The 26,449-nt window shown below is 63.0% G+C and carries 22 protein-coding genes and 2 pseudogenes; 12 read left to right on the top strand and 12 right to left on the bottom strand.

Translation table 11 applies throughout. The annotated features are described in order from the left end of the window. Nucleotides 1-42: 42 nt before the first annotated feature. Entirely contained in the window at nt 43-1,497 is a 1,455-nt protein-coding gene (gene pyk, locus OCX61_RS22330) for a pyruvate kinase (protein ID WP_085675130.1), read from the bottom strand. A gap of 181 nt (nt 1,498-1,678) precedes the next feature. Between pyk and OCX61_RS22325 the strand changes: the two genes are divergently transcribed. The 3 genes from OCX61_RS22325 to sbcB all read left to right on the top strand — a co-directional run bounded on the left by OCX61_RS22325 (nt 1,679) and on the right by sbcB (nt 4,032). Then, nucleotides 1,679-2,065 carry a tetratricopeptide repeat protein gene (locus OCX61_RS22325; protein WP_261941419.1) on the top strand — a complete coding sequence of 129 codons (387 nt, stop codon included), beginning with the start codon at nt 1,679-1,681 and terminating at the stop codon, nt 2,063-2,065. A 124-nt stretch (nt 2,066-2,189) separates the two neighbouring features. After that, nucleotides 2,190-2,549: a PilZ domain-containing protein gene (locus OCX61_RS22320; protein WP_085675132.1), complete on the top strand. Its 360-nt coding sequence runs from the start codon at nt 2,190-2,192 to the stop codon at nt 2,547-2,549. Between the two features lie 46 nt (nt 2,550-2,595). Further along, nucleotides 2,596-4,032, top strand: coding sequence for an exodeoxyribonuclease I (gene sbcB / locus OCX61_RS22315; protein ID WP_261941418.1), 1,437 nt, complete (start codon nt 2,596-2,598; stop codon nt 4,030-4,032). 70 nt (nt 4,033-4,102) lie between these two features. Here sbcB and mvaT read toward each other — a convergent pair whose 3' ends face one another. Next, entirely contained in the window at nt 4,103-4,480 is a 378-nt protein-coding gene (mvaT, locus tag OCX61_RS22310) for a histone-like nucleoid-structuring protein MvaT (RefSeq protein ID WP_261941417.1), read from the bottom strand. Between the two features lie 296 nt (nt 4,481-4,776). Between mvaT and purU the strand changes: the two genes are divergently transcribed. Then, on the top strand, nt 4,777-5,628 hold the full coding sequence (gene purU / locus OCX61_RS22305) for a formyltetrahydrofolate deformylase (protein WP_261941416.1): 852 nt from the start codon (nt 4,777-4,779) through the stop codon (nt 5,626-5,628). A 259-nt stretch (nt 5,629-5,887) separates the two neighbouring features. Here purU and gpgF read toward each other — a convergent pair whose 3' ends face one another. From gpgF to OCX61_RS27435, 5 genes and pseudogenes are all read right to left on the bottom strand, one after another. Continuing rightward, entirely contained in the window at nt 5,888-6,880 is a 993-nt protein-coding gene (gene gpgF, locus OCX61_RS22295) for a glucosaminyl phosphatidylglycerol flippase (protein WP_261941414.1), read from the bottom strand. Further along, nucleotides 6,877-7,641, bottom strand: a complete 765-nt coding sequence (gene gpgD / locus OCX61_RS22290) for an N-acetylglucosaminyl phosphatidylglycerol deacetylase (RefSeq protein ID WP_261941413.1) — start codon at nt 7,639-7,641, stop codon at nt 6,877-6,879. Before gpgD ends, gpgF begins: the two co-directional genes overlap by 4 nt. After that, nucleotides 7,634-8,755 carry an N-acetylglucosaminyl phosphatidylglycerol synthase gene (gpgS, locus tag OCX61_RS22285; RefSeq protein ID WP_261941412.1) on the bottom strand — a complete coding sequence of 374 codons (1,122 nt, stop codon included), beginning with the start codon at nt 8,753-8,755 and terminating at the stop codon, nt 7,634-7,636. The genes gpgD and gpgS overlap by 8 nt, the downstream gene beginning before the upstream one ends. Nucleotides 8,756-8,971: 216 nt before the next feature. After that, nucleotides 8,972-9,568, bottom strand: a pseudogene (locus OCX61_RS27440) (methyl-accepting chemotaxis protein); the annotation flags it as partial. 309 nt (nt 9,569-9,877) lie between these two features. Further along, nucleotides 9,878-10,702 (bottom strand): annotated as a pseudogene (locus tag OCX61_RS27435) (PDC sensor domain-containing protein); the annotation flags it as partial. 307 nt (nt 10,703-11,009) lie between these two features. On the opposite strand from OCX61_RS27435, the gene OCX61_RS22275 reads away from it, so the two are divergent. Continuing rightward, nucleotides 11,010-12,485, top strand: coding sequence for a helicase HerA-like domain-containing protein (locus OCX61_RS22275; RefSeq protein ID WP_261941410.1), 1,476 nt, complete (start codon nt 11,010-11,012; stop codon nt 12,483-12,485). A 167-nt stretch (nt 12,486-12,652) separates the two neighbouring features. Here the strand turns inward: OCX61_RS22275 and OCX61_RS22270 are convergent, their stop codons facing one another. Both OCX61_RS22270 and OCX61_RS22265 read right to left on the bottom strand, forming a co-directional pair. After that, entirely contained in the window at nt 12,653-14,125 is a 1,473-nt protein-coding gene (locus OCX61_RS22270) for an inorganic phosphate transporter (RefSeq protein ID WP_261941409.1), read from the bottom strand. 315 nt (nt 14,126-14,440) lie between these two features. Continuing rightward, nucleotides 14,441-14,641: a hypothetical protein gene (locus OCX61_RS22265; protein ID WP_085675141.1), complete on the bottom strand. Its 201-nt coding sequence runs from the start codon at nt 14,639-14,641 to the stop codon at nt 14,441-14,443. 457 nt (nt 14,642-15,098) lie between these two features. On the opposite strand from OCX61_RS22265, the gene pcaR reads away from it, so the two are divergent. The 7 genes from pcaR (at nt 15,099) to pcaC (ending at nt 23,017) form a co-directional block, all read left to right on the top strand. Then, nucleotides 15,099-15,974, top strand: a complete 876-nt coding sequence (pcaR, locus tag OCX61_RS22260; RefSeq protein WP_261941408.1) for a pca regulon transcriptional regulator PcaR — start codon at nt 15,099-15,101, stop codon at nt 15,972-15,974. A gap of 293 nt (nt 15,975-16,267) precedes the next feature. Next, nucleotides 16,268-17,611 carry a 4-hydroxybenzoate transporter PcaK gene (pcaK, locus tag OCX61_RS22255; RefSeq protein WP_261941407.1) on the top strand — a complete coding sequence of 448 codons (1,344 nt, stop codon included), beginning with the start codon at nt 16,268-16,270 and terminating at the stop codon, nt 17,609-17,611. Between the two features lie 152 nt (nt 17,612-17,763). Then, on the top strand, nt 17,764-18,969 hold the full coding sequence (gene pcaF / locus OCX61_RS22250; RefSeq protein WP_205524627.1) for a 3-oxoadipyl-CoA thiolase: 1,206 nt from the start codon (nt 17,764-17,766) through the stop codon (nt 18,967-18,969). A gap of 187 nt (nt 18,970-19,156) precedes the next feature. Continuing rightward, nucleotides 19,157-20,446 (top strand): MFS family transporter, encoded by a 1,290-nt coding sequence (locus OCX61_RS22245; protein ID WP_261941406.1) that lies wholly within the window; start codon nt 19,157-19,159, stop codon nt 20,444-20,446. A gap of 9 nt (nt 20,447-20,455) precedes the next feature. Beyond that, entirely contained in the window at nt 20,456-21,808 is a 1,353-nt protein-coding gene (locus tag OCX61_RS22240; RefSeq protein ID WP_261941405.1) for a 3-carboxy-cis,cis-muconate cycloisomerase, read from the top strand. A gap of 11 nt (nt 21,809-21,819) precedes the next feature. Next, the gene (gene pcaD, locus OCX61_RS22235) at nt 21,820-22,611 is read left to right on the top strand and encodes a 3-oxoadipate enol-lactonase (protein ID WP_261941404.1); all 792 of its coding nucleotides are present in this window, start codon (nt 21,820-21,822) and stop codon (nt 22,609-22,611) included. 10 nt (nt 22,612-22,621) lie between these two features. After that, a complete protein-coding gene (pcaC, locus tag OCX61_RS22230) occupies nt 22,622-23,017 on the top strand; it encodes a 4-carboxymuconolactone decarboxylase (protein WP_261941403.1) in 396 nt (131 codons plus the stop codon). 117 nt (nt 23,018-23,134) lie between these two features. Here the strand turns inward: pcaC and OCX61_RS22225 are convergent, their stop codons facing one another. The 3 genes from OCX61_RS22225 to OCX61_RS22215 all read right to left on the bottom strand — a co-directional run bounded on the left by OCX61_RS22225 (nt 23,135) and on the right by OCX61_RS22215 (nt 26,262). After that, nucleotides 23,135-23,653 (bottom strand): Mpo1 family 2-hydroxy fatty acid dioxygenase, encoded by a 519-nt coding sequence (locus OCX61_RS22225; protein ID WP_261941402.1) that lies wholly within the window; start codon nt 23,651-23,653, stop codon nt 23,135-23,137. Between the two features lie 203 nt (nt 23,654-23,856). Next, the gene (locus OCX61_RS22220) at nt 23,857-24,780 is read right to left on the bottom strand and encodes a LysR family transcriptional regulator (RefSeq protein WP_261941401.1); all 924 of its coding nucleotides are present in this window, start codon (nt 24,778-24,780) and stop codon (nt 23,857-23,859) included. Nucleotides 24,781-25,005: 225 nt separating this feature from the next. Next, nucleotides 25,006-26,262: an OprD family porin gene (locus tag OCX61_RS22215; RefSeq protein ID WP_261941400.1), complete on the bottom strand. Its 1,257-nt coding sequence runs from the start codon at nt 26,260-26,262 to the stop codon at nt 25,006-25,008. Nucleotides 26,263-26,449 lie beyond the last annotated feature (187 nt).

The following is a 26,449-nucleotide window of genomic DNA, read 5'->3' as shown; positions in this document are numbered from 1 at the left end:
CCGCGAATGGGGCCGCAAAGCGGCCCCCTTTGCAGCGGCAGATCAGCCGACCAGCGGATCACCGACGTGCAGGATCTTCATGCCGTTAGTGCCACCGATGGTGTGGTAGCTGTCACCCTTGGTCAGGATCACCCAGTCACCTTGCTCCACCAGGCCGCGCTTGAGCAGCTCGTCGACGGCCGCCTGGCTGACCTTGTCGGCCGGCAGCGAAGCCGGGTCGAAGGCGATCGGGTAGACGCCGCGGAACATGTTGGCCCGGGCTTGGGTGGCGCGGTGCGGCGACAGCGCGAAGATCGGCACGTGCGAGCGCAGGCGCGACATGATCAGCGGGGTGTAGCCACTTTCGGTCAGGGCGATGATCGCCTTCACGCCCGGGAAGTGGTTGGCCGTGTACATGGCCGCCAGGGCGATGCTTTCGTCGCAGCGCTCGAAGGTGGTGTGCAGGCGGTGGCTGGACTTCTGGCTGGTCGGGTGCTTCTCGGCGCCCGAGCAGATACGGGCCATGGCCTGTACGGCTTCGATCGGGTAGGCGCCAGCGGCGCTTTCGGCCGAGAGCATCACCGCATCGGTGTTGTCCAGCACGGCGTTGGCCACGTCGGACACTTCGGCGCGGGTCGGCATCGGGTTCTGGATCATCGACTCCATCATCTGGGTCGCGACGATCACTGCCTTGTTGTTACGGCGGGCGTGCTGGATGATCTTTTTCTGGATGGCGATCAGCTCGGCGTCGCCGATTTCCACACCCAGGTCGCCACGGGCAACCATCACGGCGTCGGAGGCAGCGATCAGCTTGTCCAGGGTCTCGTCGTCGGCAACGGCCTCGGCACGTTCGATCTTGGCCACCAGCCAGGCGCTGCCGCCGGCTTCGTCACGCAGCTTGCGCGCATATTCCATGTCGCTGGCATCGCGCGGGAAGGAAACGGCCAGGTAGTCCAGGTCCATTTCTGCGGCCAGCTTGATGTCGGCCTTGTCTTTTTCGGTCAGGGCCGGAGCGGTCAGGCCGCCACCTTTGCGGTTGATGCCTTTGTGGTCCGACAGCGGGCCACCGATGATCACCACGCAGTGCAGGGCATCTGCGGTGGCAGTCTCGACGCGCATGACCACACGGCCGTCGTCGAGCAGCAGTTCGTCACCGACGCCGCAGTCCTTGACCAGGTCGGGATAGTCGATACCGACGATGTCCTGGTTGCCTTCGGTCAGCGGGTGGGCGGTGGAGAAGGTGAACTTGTCACCGATCTTCAGTTCGATGCGCTTGTTGGCGAACTTGGCGATGCGGATCTTCGGACCCTGCAGGTCGCCCAGCAGTGCGACATGGCGGCCGTTCTTGGCGGCGATGTCACGGATCAGGCGGGCGCGTGCCTTGTGCTCGTCCGGCGTGCCGTGGGAGAAGTTCAGGCGTGCCACGTCCAGGCCGGCGAGGATCAGCTGTTCGATTACTTCCGGCGAGTTGCTGGCGGGGCCAAGGGTAGCGACGATTTTGGTACGGCGGATGCTCATGCACAGACTCCTATAGTGAAGCGCAGCGAAAGGCTACTCCTCAATTGCGCTGTAGTCATTGTTCCGTTGCACTACCTGCGGCCAATGCAGGGTGGCATTTGAACGGGTGGGAGTATCCTTGCAAAAGGCTGTGAAGATTTGCCGGCAATGGCCGATACACTGGCATCAAAGGAGATACCCCATGCGCGCCCTGATCGTAATCGCCCTGGCGGCCAGCACTGTCGGCTGCACCCGCTGGTCCATGGACCACCACCTGAACAACGCCTACCGCGCCTATGACCGTGGCGATTGTTCGAAGGTCATGCTGGAGTTGTCGCAAGTCGACCGCACCAGCCGTGCGCGGCCGTTCATCCACCCGGAAGTGTCGCTGCTGCGTGGCCAGTGCCTGGAGCGCGACATGCTTTATGTGGATGCCGCGCAGACCTACGAATACCTGATCCAGCAGTACCCGGGCAATGAGTATGCCTATCGGGCCAAGGCGCGCCTGGAGACCCTGGAGAAGCTCGGCCACTACCGTGCTGCAGAGGCGGCGGTGGCCAACCCGGTCAATACCCCCACTTGGCGTTAACACCAAGGTATCGTTAATTTCACGGGATTTGCCCGGCGCGCTGCGCTAATCTGTAACTCAGCTGTTACAACAACCGCCAGTACCTTGCATTCCTGGCATCAGGTACGGGACTGCAATCGCGATCATGTTCAACCAGCGCCATATCGAACGCCATCAGTTGCCTTGTGTGCTCAAGGTCTACAACCGCTTTACCGATCAGCCGATCGGTCAGCTGGGCAATGCCTCCGAAGATGGGATCATGCTGATCAGCTCGTTGCCTGTGCTGGTTGGTCCGGACTTCGAGCTGCAATTGCGCTTGCCACTGGCCGGTGGCGGGTTTCAGTTCATCAACCTGACCGCCAGTTGCCTGTGGTGCCGCGAAGACCAGACCCCGGGCCACTACGATTCCGGCTTCATGCTGCTGCAGGCGCCGCGCGAATACGATGAATTCGTCCGCTCGCTGCGCGACTATTTCAGTTTCCGCCCTGCCAACGCTTCCGCCTGAGCCTGGCTCCGCTAAAATCGGGTCGACCTCGAAACAGGACGACCCCGTGACTTCCAGCATCTTCTGGCACGACTACGAAACCACTGGCATCAACCCGCGCTGTGATCGGCCGCTGCAGGTTGCCGGTGTACGCACCGATCTCGACCTCAATGAGATCGAAGACCCGATCAGCCTCTACTGCCGCCCTTCGGACGATATTCTGCCGCACCCGGCCGCCTGCCTGGTCACCGGTATCACCCCCGAGCAACTAGCCAACCAAGGCCTGTGCGAAGCCGAGTTCATGACCCGGGTCCATGAGCAGTTGGCGCGCCCCGGCACCTGCGGTGCTGGCTACAACACCCTGCGCTTCGACGACGAAGTGACCCGCTACAGCCTGTACCGCAATTTCTTCGACCCTTATGCCCGCGAGTGGCAGGGCGGCAATAGCCGCTGGGACCTGATCGACGTGGTGCGTACCGCCTACGCCTTGCGCCCGGAAGGCATCGTCTGGCCGCAACAGGATGGGCGCACCAGCCTGCGTCTGGAATTGCTCAGCCAGGCCAATGGCATCGACCATGGGCATGCTCATGAAGCGCTTTCTGACGTACGGGCCACCATTGCCCTGGCTCGCTTGATAAGGCAGAAACAACCCAAGTTGTACGAGTGGCTGTTCCAGTTGCGCAGCAAGCACAAAGTGATGGAGCAGATCCGTCTATTGCAGCCACTGGTGCATATATCCGGGCGCTTTTCTGCGGCGCGTAATTATCTGGGCGTGGTGCTGCCGTTGGCCTGGCACCCGCGTAATCGCAATGCACTGATTGTGTGCGACCTGCATCAGGAAACCCTACCGTTAATAAGGGAAAGTGCCGAGGTGCTGCGCGAGCGGTTGTACACGCGACATGAGGAACTTTCTGAAGGACAATTACCGGTCCCGCTCAAGTTGGTGCAGATCAATCGCTGCCCGGTAGTCGCTCCGCTTTCGGTATTGCGCCCGGCCGATCAGCAACGACTGGGTATCGACTTGGCATTGATGCAATCACGTGCTGAACAACTGGCTAATCAACAGTCTGCATGGCAAGACAAGCTCGAGCTTATCTACGGCAAAGAGGATTTTACGGCGGTTGAAGACCCCGAGCAGCAGTTGTATGACGGTTTCATCGGTGACCGCGACCGACGCTTGTGCGAGCAAGTTCGCACGCTGGACCCTGCACAATTAGGCCACGGCCATTGGATGTTCGATGATCCGCGCCTGCCTGAGTTGTTGTTCCGTTACCGCGCGCGGAACTTCCCCGAGACCTTGAACAGCGAAGAGCGCCAGCGCTGGTATGGTTTCTGCCAGCAACGCCTGAGTGACCCGCACTGGGGCGCACCGAACACCTTGGGTGATTTCGAGCAAGCCAGGCTGGGCGCCTTGGCCACCGCTGACGAGGCCGGGCGGCGGTTGCTGGACGCCTGGCAGGCGCATGCCCGCAACTTGCGTGAGCAGTTTGCTATCAGCCTTTGAGTGAGCAAACAAAAACGCCGGCTTCATGCCGGCGTTTTTGTATGTATATGCAGCGCTTTAGTGTGGACAATCAGTCCAGCAGGGTCGCCCAGCGTTCAACCTCATCACTACCCCATTTGGCTTTCCATTCTTTCAGGGTCTTGTGGTTGCCGCCTTTGGTTTCGATCACTTCACCGTTGTGCGGGTTCTTGTATTGCTTGACCTTGCGCGCACGTTTGGTGGCGACAGGTTTGGCAGCACCGCGTGGGGCTTTGCTCAGTTTCGATTCCGGGTCGAGCAGGGCGATGACGTCGCGCAGCGACTTGGAGTATTCGCCCATCAGGGTGCGCAGTTTGCCTTCGAACTCCAGTTCTTTCTTCAGCTTGTCATCCTGAGACAGGTTGGCCAGGCGGGCCTGAAGTTCCTTGATGGCTTCTTCGGTAGCGCGGTATTCGTTGATCAGGGACATGGAGTGTTCCTTAATGCGTGTTCAGAAATGTGTGAAGCAATAATAGACAGGCAATACTCTCAAGTAAACATATTATTCGGCACGTAACTGTTATTAACCCTGTGACAAAATATCTCAAGATTAAGAAAAATTTACATATGCCCTGCAGTTGGTCCTGAATGCCATCAGGCTGTCGTCAGCCTGGCTCATACACTGCCTTTGCCGGCCTGCGGCTACCGGCGGGTGCAATGCTTACTGCGTTTTTCTGGTCGGGCCGCTAGAATGAGCGCCTTTGCGAAGTTCTGGAGTCTTAATTCATGCGCACCTATCGTCTGGTGATCGCCTGCCCCGACCGTGTTGGCATCGTGGCGAAAGTCAGTAATTTCCTGGCCTTGTACAATGGCTGGATCAACGAAGCCAGCCACCACTCCGATGAGCAGAGCGGCTGGTTCTTCATGCGCCATGAAATCCGTGCTGAATCGCTGCCATTCGGTATCGAGGCGTTCCGCGAAGCCTTTGCGCCGATCGCCGAAGAGTTCTCCATGACCTGGCGTATCACCGACTCGGCGCAGAAGAAGCGCGTGGTGCTGATGGCCAGCCGCGAATCGCACTGCCTGGCCGACCTGCTGCACCGCTGGCACACCGATGAACTGGATTGCGAGATCCCTTGTGTGATTTCCAACCACAACGACCTGCGCAGCATGGTCGAGTGGCACGGCATTCCGTTCTTCCACGTACCGGTAGACCCCAAGGACAAGGCCCCGGCTTTTGCCGAAGTGTCGCGTCTGGTGCAGGAGCACTCGGCTGACGTGGTGGTACTGGCGCGTTACATGCAAATCCTGCCGCCGCAGTTGTGCCAGGACTATGCCGAGAAGGTCATCAATATCCACCACAGCTTCCTGCCGTCGTTCGTCGGTGCCAAGCCTTACCACCAGGCGGCCCTGCGTGGCGTGAAGCTGATCGGTGCGACCTGCCACTACGTGACCGAAGAGCTGGACGCCGGCCCGATCATCGAGCAGGACGTGGTGCGTGTGAGCCACGCCGACAGCATCGAAGACATGGTCCGCTTCGGCCGTGACGTCGAGAAGATGGTGCTCGCCCGCGGCCTGCGCTATCACCTTGAAGATCGCGTTCTGGTGCACGGCAACAAGACCGTGGTATTCGACTGATAGCGCATGGGGGCTGCTGTGCAGCCCATCGCCGGCAAGCGCGGCTCCCAAAGCAGCGCAGTCCTTGTGGGAGCCGCGCTTGCCGGCGATGGGGCGCGAAGCGCCCCCAATCGAGAGTAATCCATGGCCAAGCGTAATAATCCCACCGCGTCACCACCCCCTACCTTGGGTGAAGGTTGCCTGGCCCGCTACGACCCCGAGTCCCTGAGCGACGAAGACGGCACCGACTTCCCGGACGCCGCCGAGCTCTGGCGCCAGCTCAACCCGTCTGACGCCGCCAGCGCTCCAGCAACGGACGCGCCAGCAGGCAGACAAACACCGGCCCGCCCGCCAGCAGATAAAAGTAGTAAGTGATCGCCCGCCAGATCAGGATCGCCGCCGCGGCTGTGGAACTGCCCACCAGTGGCGTCAGCAGGCTGGCCGAGGTCAGCTCGGCAGCACCGGCACCCCCCGGTAGCAGGCTGAATTGCCCGGCGCTGAGCGACAGCATCTGCACCAGGAAACTCGGGATCCACGACAGCTCCGCCCCCAGGCCTTGCAGCACCAGGTACAGCACGCTGTAGCGCAGGCTCCAGTGCAGGCAGGTAAGGCTGAACACCAGCGCCAGGGTGCGTTTGGGCAACTGCCAAGTCTGTGCCAGGGCGTCGATGAAATGCAGCGCCTTGCGGGCCCAGCGGCGTCTGCGCCGGCCGGGCATGCCCAGGCGTTGCAGCATGCGGCCGTTGAAGCGCATCACCGCCCGGCGGTAACGCAACAGCACCACGATCATGGCCAAGGCCGCGCACAGCAGCAGTGCGCTGCCCAGCAGCATGCTTTGCTGGCTGCGACCAAGACTGTGGAACAGGGCATAGCCGGCGATCGCCAGCATGGCGCAGAAAAAGAACAGCAAATCGTTCAACTGATCCATGGCAAACACCGCACCGCTGCGTGCCGGGCCGATGCGGTCACGGGCGAGCAGGGCCATGAGGGTGATCGGCCCACCGCTGCCGCCAGGGGTGGTGCAGATGGCGAACTCGGTGGCCATCACCACGCCGAGGCTGCGCACACGGCCAAGCTGCGCCGCTTGCCGGCCGAGCAGCAGGCGCAGGCGGATGGCATTGATCACCCAGCACAGCAGGATCATGCCGAGCAGCACCAGCAACAGCCTGTTGTCGAAGGCCGCCAGCCTGGGCAGCAGCTGGTTGCCACCGAGCAGCGCCGGTACCATCAAGGCAGCAGCCAGTGCCAGGGCCAGCCAGCCGAGGCGGTTCATGCGATCACCTGCCGCTCCAGCCAGGCCGACTTGGTCAGCGGCTCACGGCCTTGCAGCAGCAGGTTGTCGAGGGTGCGCAGCCAGTAGTTGCGCGCTGAGTGGTGGCGCATGTCCACCGGGTGCAAGCCCAGGCGCAGGGTTGTGGCCGTGCGCCAGCGCCGACACTGCCAATCGCAGACCACTTTTGACAGCCCCCGGCGCCAGGCGCTGCGTGCGCTCCATACCAGCCCTGGCGCCTCGAACGCGGTGAAGTCCGGCAAGCGATAAAGGTGCTGGGGCGTGCTGGTGTACCGCAGCGGCAGCTGGCTAAGGGCCTGCCGGGTGCCCTGGCTCATCAGCCAGGCTGGTGCGACAAAACCGGCCACTGGCCAGCCTTGCTCGGCGAACAGCGCCAGGCCTTGTTCCAGACGCTGCAGGGCTTGCGCCTGATCAAGGGCATAGAATTCGCCTTCGTGGGTGTAGATGCGCCGCATGAAGTATTCACCGAGGCTGCGCGGCGTGGGGCCGTCGTCGGCGTGATAGAAGCCGTGCAGCGCCAGTTCGTCACCCCGCGCCAGGCGCCGTTCGAGCAGGCGGCAGAAGGTCGGTGAGCGGGTCAGTGGGTTGCGGTGATGAAAGTCTGGCACCACCAGCCAGGTCATCGGCACATTGCCCATCTCGTCCACGGCCTGCACGAACGGCTGATAGTCCGGCCAGGTTTCCGGTGCGATATCGTGCAGCACCAGCATCAGGCTGCGCGGTGCACAGTCGAGTTCAGCCATGGGCGCGCACCTGAGGCTGATGGCCGAGCACTGCCTGGTAGTGTTGCAGCAAGCCGGCCACCACCTTGTCCCACGAGTAATGTTGTTCCACATGCTGACGGGCCTGGGCGCCGAGCCTGTGCACACCGGCCTCGAATGCTTCGCGCACGGCCAGGGCCATGGCCTGGCCATCGTTGGCCCGGCACAGGCGGCCGCAGTGCTCGTTGACGATCTCGCCAAAGGCCCCGGCGCGAACCGCGACGACCGGCGTGGCACTGGCCATGGCTTCGAGGATGACCAGGCCGAAGGTTTCCTGGTCGCCGGCATGCACCAGCAAGTCGGCACTGGCCATCAGGCGCGCGACTTCCTGCGGCGGGCGGAACTGGTCGATGACGCTGACGTTCTCGGGCACGTTGGCCGGCATGTTCGAACCGACCAGCAACAGGTGATAGGGGCGCCCCAGGTGTTGCATGCATTCGAGCAGCACCGGCAGGTTCTTTTCCCGTGAGCCGCGCCCGGCGTAGATGAGCAGGCGGCTGGTATCGGCGATGCCCAGCTGGGCCCGCAGGTGTGGGTCGCGATGGTCGGGGTGGAAGGTTTCCAGGTCGACACCCAGGCGCTGCACGTGCACGTCGCGCACCCCCAGGCGGCGCAGCTTGTCGGCCATCACCAGGCTCGGCGCCAGCACCCGGTCGAAATTGCCATACAGCTTGCTGACATAGGCTTCGACATTGGGCGTGAACCAGTTGCCCATGCGGTTGCTCACCAGCAGCGGCAGGTCGGAGTGGTAGAAGCCGATTACCGGCACGTCGAGCTTGCGCCGTGCTTCCAGTGCGGCCCAGGCGGTGAGGTAGGGGTCGCCGACTTCGATCAGGTCGGGCTTCAGGCGGCGCAGCACGTTGCACCAAGGGGCCAGGCGCACCGGGAAACGGTAGCCCTTGCCGAATGGCAGCGGCGGAGCGGGGACCTGGTAGATACCATCGGCATGGCTGGCGCTGGCGCCGGGGATCAGGAGGCTGTGGCGCACGCCCGGTAAGGCGTCGAGGCGGTGGTGTTTGGCATCGAGGTACGTCCGCACGCCGCCGCTGGCCGGGGCGTAGAACATGGTGATGTCGGCGATGTGCACGATCAGCATCCCTCCAGGATCGTCTTTGGGTCTGTCATCTGGCAATGACGCGCCTAAAGGTTGACCTACCAGAAGGATAGTTTGTTCGATCAGGGTTGGGCGGGAGGGCAGTGCTGCAATCTTCGCGGGCAAGCCCGCTCCCACAGGTCATGCACCAGCCGGTAGGGCTGTGGGGTACCTGTGGGAGCGGGCTTGCCCGCGAAAAGTACGACGCGGTGATTCAGGTCAGATGCGGAAGCTGCCGACCAGGTGTTTCAGGCGGGTGGCCTGCTGCTCCAGGTCCGAGCAGGCACGCAGGGTGGCCTGCAGGTTCTCGACACCTTCCTGGTTGAGCATGTTGATCTCGTTGATGTCCATGTTGATCGAGTCGACCACGGCAGTCTGCTCTTCGGTGGCGGTGGCCACCGACTGGTTCATGCCGTCGATCTCGCCGATGCGCACGGTCACGCTGTCCAGGCGCTCGCCGGCCTGGTTGGCGATCTGCATGCTGTCCTGGCTGTGGCGCTGGCTCTGGCCCATGGTGTCGACCGACTCGCGGGCACCGACCTGCAGCTCTTCGATCATGGTCTGTACCTGCTGCGCCGACTCCTGGGTGCGGTGCGCGAGGTTGCGGACTTCGTCGGCGACCACGGCAAAGCCACGCCCGGCCTCACCGGCGCGGGCCGCTTCGATCGCGGCGTTGAGCGCCAGCAGGTTGGTCTGCTGGGAAATGCTGGTGATCACCTCGAGGATCTGGCCGATGTTCACGGTCTTGCTGTTGAGCGTCTCGATGTGCGCGCTCGACGTGACGATCAGGTCAGACAGGCGGTTCATTGCCGCGATGTTGCGCTCCACCACTTGCTGGCCTTCCTCGGCCAGCAGGCGCGCGGAGCTGGCGTGCTGAGAGGCCTGGGCGGCATTGCCGGCGATTTCCTGGGCGGCGGCGCCGAGTTCGTTGATGGCTGCGGCGACACTGTTGGTGCGGTTGGACTGCTCGTCGGAATTGGCCATCGACGAGTTAGAGGCGCTGATGACGCGCAGGGCCACTTCATTGACCTGCTCGGTCGCCGACGACACTTCGCGGATCGAGCCGTGGATGCGTTCGACGAAGCGGTTGAAGGCCTTGCCGAGAATGCCGAACTCGTCGTGGTTGTGGATGCTCAGGCGCTTGGTCAGGTCGCCTTCACCTTCGGCGATGTCCTCCATGGCGCGGGTCATGGTGTGCAACGGCTGCATCAGCACGCGGATCAGCAGGCCGAGCAGGCCGATGATGATCACCACGGCCACCAGGGTGGCGATCACCGCCGAGGTGCGGAAGGTGCTGAGCATGGCAAAGGCCTTGTCCTTGTCCACCGACAGGCCGATGTACCAGTTGGCCGAAGGCAGGCCCTTGATCGGGGTGAAGGTCAGCAGGCGGGCCTGGCCGTTGGCGTCGACTTCGGTCAGCTCGCCGGACAGTTTCGGCGTGTGCTGCGGGAACAGGTCCGACAGCGACTTCATGACCAGTTCCTTGTCCGGGTGGACCAGGATCTTGCCCTGGTCGTTGACCAGGAACGCATAACCCATGCCGCCGAAGTTCAGCGAGTTGATGATCTGCACCAGGCCGTCGAGGGCGAGGTCGCCACCGACTACGCCGACGCTGGCGGAGACCTTGCTCAGGATACCGATGACCATCTTGTTGGTGGTCAGGTCGATGTAAGGCTCGGTGAGAATCACGCCCTGAGCGTTCATGCCGTCCTTGTACCAAGGGCGGGTGCGCGGGTCATAGCCGTCAGGCATCTTGGCGTCCGGGCGCACGCTGAAACCACCATCGACCTTGCCAAGGTAGACCGTGAGGAAACTCGAGATCAGGGCATTCTGGCCCATCAGTGTTTCGGCATTGGCCGGTTGCTGGGCAATGTTCTGCGCCAGGTTTTCCACCAGTTTGATACGGCCATCGAACAGGTTGCGGATGTTGGTCGAAGTGGATTCGCCCATTTCAGCCAGATAATTCTCCAGATTCTCGCGGATCGCATTACGCTGGAGGTAATCGTTGTAAAGGGTGAACAGGCTGAAGGCGAGTATCACGATCAATGACGCAGCCAAAAGGATCTTATGGCTGAAACGCAGGTTTTTGTTCATGGCGTAATCGGTTCCGCTAAGGTTTTTATCGGGCGTTCGCACGGTATCGCTGCAAGCAGTGCAAATCCCGAAAAGTCCTTTTCGGTTGCTCCTGTCTATTAAGGCGAATATCACCCAACGGTATCGGCTGAATTAAGCCAAAGCTTGAGCGGGGATGAGAGAGATGTCGGAAACTTCGACCATAGTTGTAGGCGCTGACCCCAGTGGTCAGCCAGTGCAGCAAGCCATGCGCCTGGCCAATCGCCACGGCCTGGTCGCCGGGGCTACCGGTACCGGCAAGACCGTGACCCTGCAGCACCTGGCGGAAGTGTTCAGCGACGCCGGTGTGGCGGTGTTCGCGGCAGACGTCAAAGGCGACCTGTGTGGCCTGGGTGTGGCAGGTGCGCCACAAGGCAAGGTGGCTGAGCGAATCGCTGGCATGCCTTGGCTGGGACATACGCCCAAAGCCTATCCGGTGACGCTCTGGGATGTGGCCGGGCAGTCCGGCCACCCGTTGCGTACCACCCTCAGCGAAATGGGCCCCTTGCTGCTCGGCAACCTGCTGGAATTGACCGACAGCCAGCAGGCCGCGCTGTATGCGGCGTTCAAGGTGGCGGATCGCGAAGGCTTGCTGCTGCTCGACCTGAAAGACCTCAAAGCCCTGTTGGCGCACCTGAAGGACAACCCGCAACTGCTGGGCGAAGACAGCGCGCTGATGACCACCGGCTCGACCCAGGCCTTGCTGCGTCGGCTGGCAACCCTGGAGCAGCAGGGTGCCGAGGCGCTGTTTGGCGAGCCGGCGCTGCAACTGGAAGACCTGTTGCGGCCGGGTGCCGATGGCCGTGGGCGTATCCACCTGCTTGACGCCAGCCGGCTGGTGCATGAGGCGCCGAAGGTGTATGCGACTTTCCTGCTGTGGCTGCTGGCTGAACTGTTCGAGCAGTTGCCGGAGCGCGGTGATGCCGACAAACCGGTACTGGCGCTGTTCTTCGACGAGGCCCATCTGTTGTTCAACGGCACGCCGAAAGCGCTGCAGGACCGCCTGGAGCAGGTGGTACGGCTGATCCGCTCCAAGGGCGTTGGCGTGTATTTCGTCACCCAGTCGCCGGGCGATCTGCCTGATAGCGTGCTGGCCCAGTTGGGCTTGCGTATCCAGCACGGCCTGCGCGCCTTCACCGCCAAGGAGCAGAAGTCGCTCAGGGCTGTGGCAGATGGCTTCCGCCCAAACCCGGCGTTCGATAGCCTGGCGGTGCTGACCGAGCTGGGGATTGGCGAGGCGTTGGTCGGCACTCTGGAAGACAAGGGCACGCCGGCGATGGTTCAGCGGGTGCTGATTGCGCCACCGCAATCGCGGATCGGCCCATTGAGTGCTGCCGAACGCAGCGCGTTGATTGCGGCTTCACCCCTGCTGGGGCGGTATGACAAGGCGATTGACCGGGAGTCGGCGTATGAAATGCTGACCCAGCGTAAAGGTGAGCCGACGGAACCGGCGCCAGTGCCGAAGGCGGACGAAGAGAGTTTCGCTGACAAGGCAGGGGATTTTTTGCAGAGTGCGGCGGGGCAGGCGATCAAGTCGGCGGTGCGCCAGGCGGCCAATCAGTTGGGGCGGCAGTTGGTGCGGGGGTTGATGGGGTCGTTGCTAGGCGGCAAGAAAAAGTGACTTTTCGTACCGATCTCGTCGTGCGCAGCCCGCTGCCACAGGTATAGCGTTGCCCTGAGTCCAGGTGCCATCTCTGTGGGAGCGGGCTTGCCCGCGAAGAGGCCGGTACAGGAACGCGCCCACGAAAAAGGCGCCCTAGAGCGCCTTTTTCAGTGCAGCGGAATCGCTCAGGCCAGGGCCTTGGAGGCCAGCCAGAACAGCCCGGCCGCCAGGCCCATCGAGGCCGGCAGGGTCAACACCCAGGCCAGCAGGATGGTCTTCACGGTGCCGCCTTGCAGGCCGCTCTTGTTGGCGACCATGGTGCCGGCAACGCCGGACGACAGCACATGGGTGGTCGACACCGGCAGGGCGAACACGTTGGCCATGCCGATGGCGCAGGCCGCGGTGATCTGCGCCGACATGCCCTGGGCATAGGTCATGCCCTGCTTGCCGATCTTCTCACCGACGGTCAGCACCACACGCTTCCAACCAACCATGGTGCCCAGGCCCAAGGCCAGGGCGACGGCCACGATCACCCAGAACGGGGCGTATTCGGTGGTGGCGGTCAGGTCCTTGCGCAGCTTCTCCAGGTCGGCCTTTTCACGGGCGTCCAGGCCAGGCAGCTTGCCTACCTTCTTCGCGGTGTCGTCCAGGCACAGCAGGTAGCGGCGCACTTCAACACGCTTTTCGGCATCCAGCGCGTGATAGTCGGTCACGCCTTGCAGCGAGGACTGCAGTGCAGCGATGGTCGGTTCGGTCTGCTGCGGGTTGCAGCTGAACTGCTCCGGCAGGTCGGTCGACTGGGCCTTGCCCAGTGCCAGGAACTCGCCCAGGGTGGCGGCGTTGCGCTGGTAGAACTGGCTCATGTGCAGGGTGGCGTCGCGGGTGCGCTCGATCTGGTAGGTGGTGCTGTTCAGGTCGAGGACGAACTTGGCCGGTACGATACCGATCAGTACCAGCATGATCAGGCCGATGCCTTTCTGGCCATCGTTGGAGCCGTGCACGAAGCTCACGCCCATGGCCGAAATCACCAGGACCAGGCGGTTCCAGAATGGCGGGTGCTTCTTGTCGTCGAGTTTGCGGCGCTGCTCCGGGGTTTTATGCATCTTCGACAGTGGGCGCCACCATTTCAGGCCGATCAGCACCAGTGCGGCGACTGCGAAGCCGGCAATCGGCGAGACCACCAGCGACATGGCGATGTCGATCGCCTTCTGCCAGTTGACGCCATCGCCCAGCGGGATGTCGTTGATCAGTGCGTTGGCCAGGCCCACGCCGAGGATCGAGCCGATCAGGGTGTGCGAGCTGGAAGCGGGGATGCCGAAGTACCAGGTACCCAGGTTCCAGGTGATGGCGGCAGCCAGCAACGAGAAGACCATGGCCAGGCCATGCCCGGTATTCACATTGATCAGCAGTTCGACCGGCAGCAGGTGGACGATGGCGTAGGCCACCCCGACACCGCCGAGCAGAACGCCGAAGAAGTTGAACACCCCGGAGAAGAACACGGCCAGGTGTGGTGGCATGGCTTTGGTATAGATGACGGTGGCTACCGCGTTGGCGGTGTCATGAAAGCCATTGATGAACTCGAATGCAAGCACGAAGGTCAGGGCGAGCAGCAGGCTCACCAATACCCAGGCATCCAGTCCGCTGAATAAATCGATCATGAAGGTTGTCTGGCGGTCATAGGGGGGCGGGATTATGCCAGAAAACCTTGGCAATCGATGCACCCACTGCTGACCGATGGCAGCTTCGTGAGCACCCTCTCAGCCCAGCAGGTGACGGAGTCTGGCGGAAAAAGTTCCGTTAAAAACCCAGAAATAGCGAAAAATTCGTTAAATTTCTGGAAAAATCTCAGCGCGGTAGCGCTTCAAACGGTTGTATGAAATTTGTGTAATTCCATTTCATCCTCGGCCATTCGGTAAAGATCAGCCGCGTCGAGGGCGCTTGGCCCGCGACGTGAGGGCGGAGCAGCGGGCAGCTCAGGGTTGCTCGCTGCGCAGTTCCTTTTCCATTTTTTCCAGTTCCTGGCTGAATGCCTGGTCCTGGACAGTGGCACGTTTGCGCCAAGGCTTGCGTTCCGGGTCCGGTTGCGCGGCATAGGTGGTGACTTCACCACCGTAAACTTCCTTGTAACGTTCTGCCTGGCGCTCGAGTTCTGCGCGCAGTTCATCTTTCGTCACAGTAATACCTGAATAAGTAGAAGTGGCTGGTGTTGTATGCAGGTGCAAGTTGCCCGTGCACACGACGTGCTGGTTGGCGGATGAAAGCCGGGCCAGTATTCCATTGCCGGAGTGTCGATCCGGGCCAGCGGAATCGATTATAGCAATCGGTAAATCGCCAAACAGGGATATTTATGCAACAGCGTGCAAACTTTCAAGGCCTGCGGTGGCCTGTACAAACTTTGAGCAAACAGCACCTGGAATAGTTCGCTGTCGTTTTGCGCAAAGCACAAATAAAACGGCCCCGCACGAGGCGAGGCCGTTGCCTGGGGACTTCTACGGTGGGTACCTGACCAGTCTCTCCAAAGAAGCCACATGTGGCAGGAGAAAGGTATAAGTAAATTTGTCGGCGGTCAATTGCGATTATCGGCCGTTCGTTCGATAATCGCACGAGCCAGCGATTTTTTTGAGGTGAGCGATGAACGACGAAACCACGCCCAACGAATCTGCCAACCCAGAGGTGGCCCGCCCGAGCGCACCCGCACTGGCACCGCCGATCGTGGCCTCGCCGGCCAAGCGCATCCAGGCATTTACCGGCGACCCTGACTTCATGACCTCCCTGGCGCGTGGTCTGGCAGTGATCCAGGCCTTCCAGGAGCGCAAACGCCACCTGACCATCGCGCAGATCAGCCATCGCACCGAAATCCCCAGGGCCGCCGTGCGCCGCTGCCTGCATACGTTGATCAAGCTGGGTTACGCCACTACTGACGGGCGTACCTATTCGCTGCTGCCGAAAGTGTTGACCCTGGGGCACGCCTACCTGTCGTCGACGCCGCTGGCGGTTTCGGCCCAGCCCTACCTCGACCGCATCAGCGACCAGTTGCACGAGGCTGCCAACATGGCCACCCTCGAAGGCGACGACATTCTTTATATAGCCCGTTCGGCCACGGTGGAGCGGCTGATTTCGGTCGACCTCTCGGTGGGTGGGCGGTTGCCGGCCTATTGCACGTCCATGGGGCGCATCCTGCTGGCGGCGATGGACGACACCAGCCTGCGCGAATACCTCGAGCGCGCTGACCTCAAGGCGCGCACCAGCCGTACCCTGAACGACCCCGACTCGTTGTTCGCCTGTATCCAGCAGGTGCGGGAGCAGGGCTGGTGCGTGGTCGACCAGGAACTGGAGCAGGGGCTGCGCTCGATCGCAGTGCCAATCTATGATGCGTCCGGGCAGGTGCTGGCGGCGCTGAACGTGAGCACCCATGTCGGGCGGGTGACGCGCAGCGAGCTGGAGCAGCGCTTCCTGCCGATCCTGCTGGCGGCCAGCCGCGACCTTTGCCACCAGTTGTTCGGCTAGCGGCAGTGGCGACACTGTTTCCTGTTCGATAAACGCACAGTGTCGCTCCGGGTCAATTGCGCCTCCCCCGATCGCTGATTAATGTCTCTCGCAACGGTCGGCTCTGCCGACCGATACAAGAAAAACATAAGAGGCGCATCCCATGACCACTGTCACTCGACTGCCGCGGCCGCACCCGTTCGCAGTACCGTTGTATCCAGGCTGATTCAGGCCGCACTTAATCGCTATTGAAGCCCTGTGCTATTGACCCAAGTGCAGCGGCCCGACCGTGCCCCCCTTTCTGGATAACAACAATGAACCAACCACACTCTGTCGGGAACAATCTCGACGTCCAGTCATTCATCAATGAACAACCGCTGTCGCGCTATCAGTGGCGCGTGGTGATCCTCTGCTTCCTGATCGTTTTCCTCGATGGCCTCGATACCGCGGCCATGGGCTTCATCGCGCCTGCCTTGTCGCAGGAGTGGGGCATCGACCGCGCCAGCCTCGGCCCGGTGATGAGTGCCGCGTTGATCGGCATGGTGTTCGGTGCCCTGGGTTCCGGGCCGCTGGCTGACCGTTTCGGGCGCAAGGGCGTACTGGTCGGTGCGGTGCTGGTGTTCGGTGGTTTCAGCCTGGCCTCGGCTTATGCCGGCAACGTCGACCAGTTGATGGTGCTGCGCTTCCTGACTGGCCTGGGGCTGGGGGCGGGGATGCCCAATGCCACCACGCTGCTGTCCGAATACACCCCCGAGCGCCTCAAGTCGCTGCTGGTGACCAGCATGTTCTGCGGCTTCAACCTCGGCATGGCCGGTGGTGGTTTCATTTCCGCGAAGATGATCCCGGCCTACGGCTGGCACAGCCTGCTGGTGATCGGTGGCGTGCTGCCGCTGCTGCTGGCCGTGGTGCTGATGGTCTGGCTGCCGGAATCGGCGCGCTTCCTGGTGGTGCGCAACCGCGGTAACGACAAGGTGCGCAAGACCCTCGCGCCGATTGCGCCAGCGGTGGTTGCGCAGGCGGCCAGCTTCAGCGTGCCGGAGCAGAAGGCCGTGGCTGCGCGCAACGTGTTTGCGCTGATCTTCTCCGGGACCTACGGCCTGGGCACGGTGCTGCTGTGGCTGACCTACTTCATGGGCCTGGTGATCGTCTACCTGCTGACCAGCTGGCTGCCGACACTGATGCGCGACAGCGGCGCCAGCATGGAACAGGCCGCGTTCATCGGTGCGCTGTTCCAGTTCGGCGGTGTGCTCAGTGCGGTAGCGGTGGGTTGGGCCATGGACCGCTTCAACCCGCACAAGGTCATTGGCATCTTCTACCTGTTGGCCGGCGTGTTTGCCTACGCCGTAGGTCAGAGTCTGGGCAACATCACCGTGCTCGCCACCCTGGTGCTGGTCGCCGGCATGTGCGTCAACGGCGCGCAGTCGGCCATGCCGTCGCTGGCCGCACGCTTCTACCCGACCCAAGCTCGCGCCACAGGCGTATCGTGGATGCTGGGCATCGGCCGCTTCGGCGCGATTCTCGGGGCCTGGAGCGGTGCGACGCTGCTGGGGCTGGGCTGGAACTTCGAGCAGGTACTGACCGCATTGCTGGTGCCGGCGGCGCTGGCGACAGTGGGCGTGATCGTGAAAGGTCTGGTAAGCCACGCCGACGCGACCTGACCAGGCGGGGCCCACTGCGGCCCCGTCATTCGACGAACGATAGTAGGGCAACATTTGGTTCGATAATCGCACGAATAGTCGATTATCGAATTGTAAGCGACCCCTGTGTCTCCTTAATCTGGGCTCAACGTAGCACCCCTGGCAGGAGAAGCCTGATGCGTGAAGTATTTATCTGTGACGCCATCCGCACCCCGATCGGCCGCTTCGGCGGCGCCCTGGCCGGCGTGCGTGCCGACGACCTGGCGGCCGTGCCGCTGAAGGCGCTGATCGAACGCAACCCCTCGGTCCAGTGGGACCAGCTCGACGAAGTGTTCTTCGGCTGCGCCAACCAGGCCGGTGAAGACAACCGCAACGTCGCGCGCATGGCCCTGCTGCTGGCGGGCCTGCCAGAGAGCGTTCCGGGCGTGACCCTGAACCGCCTGTGCGCTTCGGGCATGGACGCCATTGGTACCGCTTTCCGCGCCATTGCCAGCGGCGAGATGGAGTTTGTGATTGCCGGTGGCGTCGAATCGATGTCGCGTGCGCCCTTCGTCATGGGCAAGGCCGAAAGCGGCTACTCGCGCAACATGAAGCTCGAGGACACCACCATCGGCTGGCGTTTCATCAACCCGCTGATGAAGAGCCAGTACGGCGTCGACGCCATGCCGGAGACCGCCGACAACGTGGCTGACGACTACCAGGTTTCCCGCGCTGATCAGGACGCCTTTGCCCTGCGCAGCCAGCAGAAGGCTGCTGCGGCCCAGGCTGCCGGCTTCTTCGCCGAAGAGATCGTGCCGGTGCGTATCGCCCACAAGAAGGGCGAAACCATCGTCGAGCGTGACGAGCACCTGCGCCCGGAAACCACGCTGGAAGCGCTGACCAAGCTCAAGCCAGTCAACGGCCCGGACAAGACCGTCACCGCTGGCAACGCCTCCGGCGTGAACGATGGCGCCGCGGCACTGATCCTGGCCTCGGCCGAGGCGGTGAAGAAACACGGCCTGACCCCACGTGCCCGTGTGCTGGGCATGGCCAGCGCCGGGGTTGCTCCGCGTGTCATGGGCATCGGCCCGGTGCCGGCGGTGCGCAAGCTGACCGAGCGCCTGGGCGTGGCGGTGAATGATTTCGATGTGATCGAGCTCAACGAAGCCTTCGCCAGCCAAGGCCTGGCGGTGCTGCGTGAGCTGGGTGTGGCCGACGATGCGCCGCAGGTGAACCCCAATGGTGGCGCGATCGCCCTGGGCCACCCGCTGGGCATGAGCGGTGCGCGCCTGGTGCTGACTGCGCTTCACCAGCTGGAGAAAAGCGGCGGCCGCAAGGGCCTGGCGACCATGTGTGTGGGCGTTGGCCAAGGCCTGGCGTTGGCCATCGAACGGGTTTGACCTGTACCGGCCTCTTCGCGGGTGAACCCGCTCCCACAGGGGGAACCACGCCTCCCTCTGTGGGAGCGGGTTTACCCGCGAAGAGGCCGGCACTTACGGCAGAAGGCCAATTGCCAGCCCGCAAGCGGAACGAGTGTGTTACTAGGTATGTCTAGACTTACCTAGGACCCTCCAGGAGTAAACCGTCATGACCTCAACCTATTACACCGGTGAAGAGCGCAGTAAACGCATCTTCGCCATCGTCGGTGCCTCTTCGGGCAACCTGGTGGAATGGTTCGACTTCTACGTCTATGCCTTCAGTGCGATCTACTTCGCCGCGTCCTTCTTCCCCTCCGGCGACCCTACCGTGCAACTGCTCAACACGGCCGGGGTATTCGCTGCAGGCTTCCTGATGCGCCCTATCGGTGGCTGGATCTTCGGTCGCCTGGCCGACCGCCATGGCCGCAAGAATTCCCTGATGATCTCGGTGCTGATGATGTGCTTCGGCTCGCTGATGATCGCCTGCCTGCCCACCTATGCCAGCATCGGCGCCTGGGCACCGGCGCTGCTTTTACTTGCGCGGCTGATCCAGGGCCTGTCGGTGGGTGGCGAGTACGGCACCACCGCAACCTACATGAGTGAAGTGGCCCTGCGCGGTCAGCGTGGCTTCTTTGCGTCGTTCCAGTATGTGACCCTGATCGGCGGCCAGTTGCTGGCGGTGCTGGTGGTGGTGATCATGCAGCAACTGCTGAGCGAGGAAGAACTGCGCGCCTGGGGCTGGCGCATTCCGTTCGTGGTCGGTGCCATCGCCGCGCTGATCTCGCTGATGCTGCGCCGCTCGCTGCACGAGACCAGCAGCGCCGAAACCCGCAAGGACAAGGACGCCGGCACCATCAAGGGGTTGTTCCGCAACCACACCGCAGCATTCATTACGGTGCTTGGCTACACCGCCGGTGGTTCGCTGATCTTCTACACCTTCACCACCTACATGCAGAAGTACCTGGTCAACACGGCAGGCATGAATGCCAAGACCGCCAGTTTCGTAATGACCGGGGCGCTGTTCCTGTACATGGTGATGCAGCCCTTCTTCGGCATGCTCTCCGACCGCATCGGCCGGCGTAACTCGATGCTGCTGTTCGGTGCGTTGGGCACCCTCTGCACCGTACCGTTGCTGATGGCACTTAAGACCGTGAGCAGCCCGTTCATGGCTTTCGTGTTGATCACCCTGGCCCTGTGCATCGTCAGTTTCTACACCTCGATCAGTGGCCTGGTGAAAGCCGAGATGTTCCCGCCGCAGGTCCGCGCGCTGGGCGTGGGCCTGGCGTATGCGGTGGCCAACGCGGCGTTTGGTGGCTCGGCCGAGTACGTGGCCCTGGGCCTGAAGACCATGGGCATGGAAAACACCTTCTACTGGTACGTGACGGCCATGATGGCGATCGCCTTCCTGTTCAGCCTGCGCCTGCCGAAGCAGGCGCAATACCTGCACCACGATGATTAAGGACGTTGCATGAGCAACCAACTGTTCGACGCCTACTTCACCGCGCCGGCCATGCGCGAAGTGTTCTCTGACCGCGGCCGCTTGCAGGGCATGCTCGACTTCGAGGCTGCACTGGCCCGTGCCGAAGCCGCTGCCGGCCTGGTGCCGCACAGTGCCGTGGCGGCCATCGAGGCGGCCTGCCAGGCTGAGCGCTATGACGTGCGCGCCTTGGCGGATGCCATCGCCACCGCCGGCAACTCGGCGATCCCCCTGGTCAAGGCGCTGGGCAAGGTGATCGCCAGCGGTGTGCCCGAGGCCGAGCGCTACGTGCACCTGGGCGCCACCAGTCAGGATGCGATGGATACCGGGCTGGTCTTGCAGTTGCGCGATGCACTGGAGCTGATCGAAGCCGATCTTGGCAAGCTGGCCGACACCCTGGCGCGCCAGGCCTTGCAGCATGCCGATACGCCGCTGGTTGGCCGTACCTGGTTGCAGCACGCCACGCCGGTGACCCTGGGCATGAAGCTGGCCGGTGTGCTCGGTGCCTTGACCCGCCATCGCCAGCGCCTGCAGGAGCTGCGACCGCGTTTGCTGGTGCTGCAGTTCGGCGGTGCCTCCGGCAGCCTCGCGGCCCTGGGTAGCAAAGCCATGCCGGTGGCTGAAGCGCTGGCCGAGCAACTCAAGCTGACCTTGCCTGAGCAGCCTTGGCACACCCAGCGTGATCGCCTGGTGGAGTTCGCTTCGGTGCTGGGCCTGGTTGCCGGTAGCCTGGGCAAGTTCGGCCGTGATGTCAGCCTGCTGATGCAGACCGAAGCCGGTGAGGTGTTCGAGCCGTCGGCGCCGGGCAAGGGCGGTTCGTCGACCATGCCGCACAAGCGCAACCCGGTCGGTGCGGCGGTGCTGATCGGCGCCGCTACCCGCGTGCCGGGCCTGCTTTCGACGCTGTTCGCCGCCATGCCCCAGGAGCACGAGCGCAGCCTCGGCCTGTGGCATGCCGAATGGGAAACCTTGCCGGACATTTGCTGCCTGGTCTCTGGCGCCCTGCGCCAGGCCCAGGTGATCGCCGAAGGCATGCAAGTGGATGCCGAGCGCATGCGCCACAACCTCGACCTGACCCAGGGCCTGGTGCTGGCCGAAGCGGTGAGCATCGTGCTCGCCCAGCGCCTGGGCCGTGACCGCGCCCACCACCTGCTGGAGCAATGCTGCCAGCGTGCCGTGGCCGAACAGCGCCACCTGCGCGCCGTACTGGGTGACGAGCCGCAGGTCAGTGTCGAACTGAGCGCGGAAGAACTCGACCGCCTGCTCGACCCTGCCCATTACCTCGGCCAGGCCCGCGTCTGGGTGGCGCGCGCCGTGGCTGAACATCAACGTTTGACTGCCTGAAGGAGACCGCTGTGGCGCACTTGCAACTGGCCGATGGCGTACTGAACTACCAACTCGACGGCCCGGCCGATGCTCCGGTGCTGGTCCTGTCCAACTCGCTGGGTACCGACCTGGGCATGTGGGACAGCCAGATTCCGCTGTGGAGCGAACACTTCCGCGTGCTGCGCTACGACACCCGTGGCCATGGCGCTTCGCAGGTCACTGAAGGCCCGTACAGCATCGAGCAGCTGGGCCGGGATGTACTGGCGCTGCTGGACGCGCTGGACATCCAGCACGCGCACTTCGTCGGCCTGTCCATGGGCGGCCTGATCGGCCAGTGGCTGGGCATCCATGCCGGCGCGCGCCTGCACAGCCTGACCCTGTGCAACACCGCCGCCAAGATCGCCAACGACGAGGTGTGGAACACCCGGATCGACACCGTGCTCAAGGGCGGTCACCAAGCCATGGTCGGCCTGCGCGATGCCTCCATCGCCCGCTGGTTCACCCCGGCGTTTGCCGAGCAGCAGCCGCAGGAGGCCCAGCGCATCTGCCAGATGCTCGCGCAGACCAGCCCCGAGGGTTATGCCGCCAACTGCGCAGCCGTGCGCGACGCCGATTTCCGTGAACAGTTGGGCCGCATCCAGGTGGCGACGCTGATCGTTGCCGGTACCGAAGACGTGGTCACCACGCCGGAGCATGGCCGCTTCATGCAGGCCGGTATCATCGGTGCCACTTACGCCGAGTTCCCGGCGGCGCACCTGTCCAACGTCGAGATTGGCGAGGCATTCAGCCGCCGCGTGCTCGACTTCCTGCTGGCTCGCTGAGGAATTGGCCATGGATGAGAAACAACGTTACGACGCCGGCATGCAGGTTCGCCGCGCAGTGCTGGGCGACGCCCACGTGGACCGCAGCCTGGAGAAGCTCAACGACTTCAACGGCGAGTTCCAGGAAATGATCACCCGCCATGCCTGGGGCGATATCTGGACCCGCCCGGGCCTGCCGCGTCACACCCGCAGCCTGATCACCATTGCCATGCTGATCGGCATGAACCGCAACGAAGAGCTCAAGCTGCACTTGCGGGCGGCGGCCAATAACGGCGTGACCCGCGACGAGATCAAGGAAGTGCTGATGCAGAGCGCGATCTACTGCGGCATTCCGGCAGCCAATGCCACCTTCCACCTGGCCGAGTCGGTGTGGGATGAGCTGGGCGTGGAGTCGCGCCAGCAGTAATACCTGTACTGGCCTCAACGCCGGCAAGCCGGCGCCCCCCGGGATAGCATCAAGCCTGAGAACAGTGCAGTACCTGTGGGAGCCGGCTTGCCGGCGATGAAGCCGGCGGCCCTCTTGCTAGGCTGCTTTGTGTCGCAGTGCTACTGGCCCGGCATTGGCCTCCACGGCCTGTTTCAATGCCGGGCACAGGCCCACCATGAACGCCGCTTCAGCCACCACGAACAGCGGGCCGATGATCAGCCCGCTGATATCGTCGACGAACGCCGGCTTGCGGCCTTCGTAATGATGCCCGACGAACTGGATGATCCAGCCCACCACGAACGCACCCAGCCCGGCGCTCAGCCACAGGCCGGTGGACTGCGTGGCCAGTGCCTGGCCGATCCACAGGCACAAGCCCAGCAGCAGGCCCATGACCAGGCCGAAGCGCAGGTCCAGGCGCAGGTAGAAACGCACTGCAGCGGCTGCGGCGAGCAGGGCGGGGGATAGCCAGATGCCGGCCAGGTCCCAGCCGGGGCGCGACAGCAACACCGTGACAGCCACGACGATCAGCGGTATGCCGACGAAGTGGGTGGCGATGTTGCGCGGGTCGCGGTGGTAGTTGGCGTACTGGCTCAGGTGTTCGACGAGGTTTTTCATTGTTGTTCCTCCCTGGGTGGCCTGTTCAGCGTGGTGTTGCCTGTACCTGCCCTTTCGCGGGCAAGCCCGCTCCCACAGGATTACTGCAGCGCTTGAGAGAGCCGCTGTACCTGTGGGAGCGGGCTTGCCCGCGAAGAGGGCGTCACTGGCAACCCATGATCTGATAGTGATCAGAATAGCCCGCAGCCACCACCATCATCAGTTCAGCGAATGGCAGCAGCGCGCATTGGCGCATCCAACCCCACCAAGGTCTCGATCATCGCCCGTGCTGCCGGTGACAAGCGGTATCCGCTACGGCTGACCACCCCGCAGCGCACGCTCAGTACCTCCAGAGCCGGTGGCAGGTTGCGCCAGTGCAGGCGTACCAGGTTGCCCGCCGCCAGGTCGTCGGCCACCGCTTCCTCGCTGGCCGTGCCTATGGCATCGCTGGCCAGCACCACGCTGCGCAATACCGCCAGGTGTTCGGTCTGCAGGTGCGGAGTGAAGTCGCTGCGCCCGCTGAGGTTGGCCAGGCGCTTGCGCACCCCGGGGGCGAGCAAGGCACTGGCCAAGGGGTAGGCGAACAGGTCGTTGGTCGACAGGCTGTCCTTGGCCAACAGCGGGTGGCCGGGCCGGCAGAAGAACAGCCCAGGGCGCGGGGTGAGCGGTTCGGTGTGGAAGTTGGGGTCGGCTTCGAAGGGGCGGATGTCGTCGACGAAGAACTCGATCTGCTCACGGCGCAGGGCCTGGCCGAGGCGTTCGGCGTTGTCCACCAACAGGGCCGTGCGGATACCGGGGTGGCTGGCGATGAAATGCTGCAGTGCTTGAGGGACCAGGCGCACGGCCAGGGCCGGGCCGCTGCCGAAATGCAGTTCGCCGGCGTCGAGCTTGGTCATTTGCAGCACTTCGTTGCTCAGTTGGGTGGCGCCCTGTACCAGGCGGCGGGCGTGCTGCAGCACCACCAGGCCCTCGGGGGTCGGGCGCAGGGCTTTGCTGGCACGGTCGACCAGCGGGCAGCCGAAGGTGTGTTCGAGGCCCTGGATGGCCCGGCTGAAGGCGGGTTGGGTGATGCCCATGGCTTCGGCGGCACGGACGAAACTGCGGTATTCGGTGAGGGCGATGAAGTAACGCAGTTGGCGAAGGTCCATGTCGAGGCTCTGCGGTGGAACAGGGCTCGATTTAAGCGATTGTTTTATATGTCGTCAAAGAAGGTTTTTTGATTTGTTTATTCTTTTTGGTTATTCGTAAAGGCGTCTGGCCTCTTCGCGGCTAAAGCCGCTCCCACAGGGATCGCACAGGATTTGAATTTTGTGGAGGACCTTGTGGGAGCGGCGGTTCGGCGCCCCGATTTACCCGCGAAGAGGCCAGTGAACTCAGAGGAGGTTCAGCGGGTAGCTCACGATCAGCCGGTTCTCATCAAACGAGTTGGTGCTGAAATCCCGGCGCATGGTGGAGTTGCGCCACTTCACCGACAGGTCCTTGAAGGTGCCCGACTGGATCACATAGGCCAGCTCGGTCTCCCGCGCCCATTCCTTGCCGTCGGTCACGCCGCCTGCGGTGACATTGTCGCCCTTGATGTAGCGGTTCATCAGGGTCAGGCCGGGGATGCCGACGCTGACGAAGTTGAAGTCGTGGCGTACCTGCCAGGAGCGCTCCTTGGCATTGTCGAAGCTCGAGTTGTAGCTGTCGTTGGCCAGGGTGCCGCCACTGGTGCCGTTGACCCGCAGCCAGGCATTGTCGCCACTGACCTTCTGCAGGCCGACGTAGAAGGTGTTGCCCTTGTAGCGCGCCGACAGCAACGCCGAGGCGGTTTTGTTGTCCAGCTGGCCTGCGCGTTCCGCGCCATCTTCCTTGCCCCAGAAGTAACCCAGGTTGGCACCCAGGGTCCATTCGCCCAACGGCTGGCTATGCACCAGGTTCAGGTATTGCTGGCGGTAGATGTCCTTGAGCTGGGCGTCCCACAGGCCGATCATGGTGCGCTTGTCGTTGAAGGTGTATTCACCGCCGCCAAAGTTGAAGCGGTCGGAGGTGAAGGCCGCGCGGCCGTTGAGCGACATGTCTTCCATGCTGGCGTCGTTGCGCGGGCTGTTGCCGCGGAACTGGCCGGCGTACAGGGTCAGGCCTTCGATTTCCTTCGAAGTGACCTGGCCACCGCGGAAGGTCTGTGGCAGCGAACGGCCGTCGTCCGAGCGCAAGATTGGCAGTACCGGCATCCATTCACCGACTTTCAGTTCGGTCTCGGACAGCTTGGCTTTCAATGCCACGCCCAGGCGGCCGAAGTCGTCCGCGGGGCGGCCGTCGTCATGCACCGGTAGCAGCTGGGTGTTGGTGGTGCCTTTGCCGCCATCGAGCTTGACCGAATACAGGCCCAGTACGTCCACGCCGAAGCCGACGGTGCCTTGGGTGAAACCGGAGCGGGCATCGAGGATGAAGCTCTGAGTCCATTCTTCGGCCTTGCCCTGTGGGTGGGCCGGGTCGACGAAGTTACGGTTGATGTAGAAGTTGCGCAGGTTGAGGCTGGCCTTGGCGTCCTCCATGAACCCACCATTGTCGGCGGCGCATACAGGCAGGGCGCAGGAAATGGCCAACAGGCCGGGCAGCAGCTGGCGTGCGGGTTGTGAAGTGCTCATCTGTCGTGGATCTCTTGTTTTTATGGTCGAACCTACGCAGCAGGGTGCGGCCTGCAGGCGTGGTCTTTTGATCAACTTGTGCAGCGTTGCGTGGGGGATGTTGCGGGGCTGGGCGGGGGTGAGGCAATTCGCCGCAAACGGTTTTGGGCGATAATCGAACGCTATGTAACGCCTAGTTAATTATTTG

Source organism: Pseudomonas sp. LRP2-20 (assembly GCF_024349685.1).
Taxonomy (GTDB): domain Bacteria; phylum Pseudomonadota; class Gammaproteobacteria; order Pseudomonadales; family Pseudomonadaceae; genus Aquipseudomonas.
The sequence above is the reverse complement of the archived record's forward strand: the minus strand, read 5'-3'. Positions and strand labels throughout refer to the sequence as shown.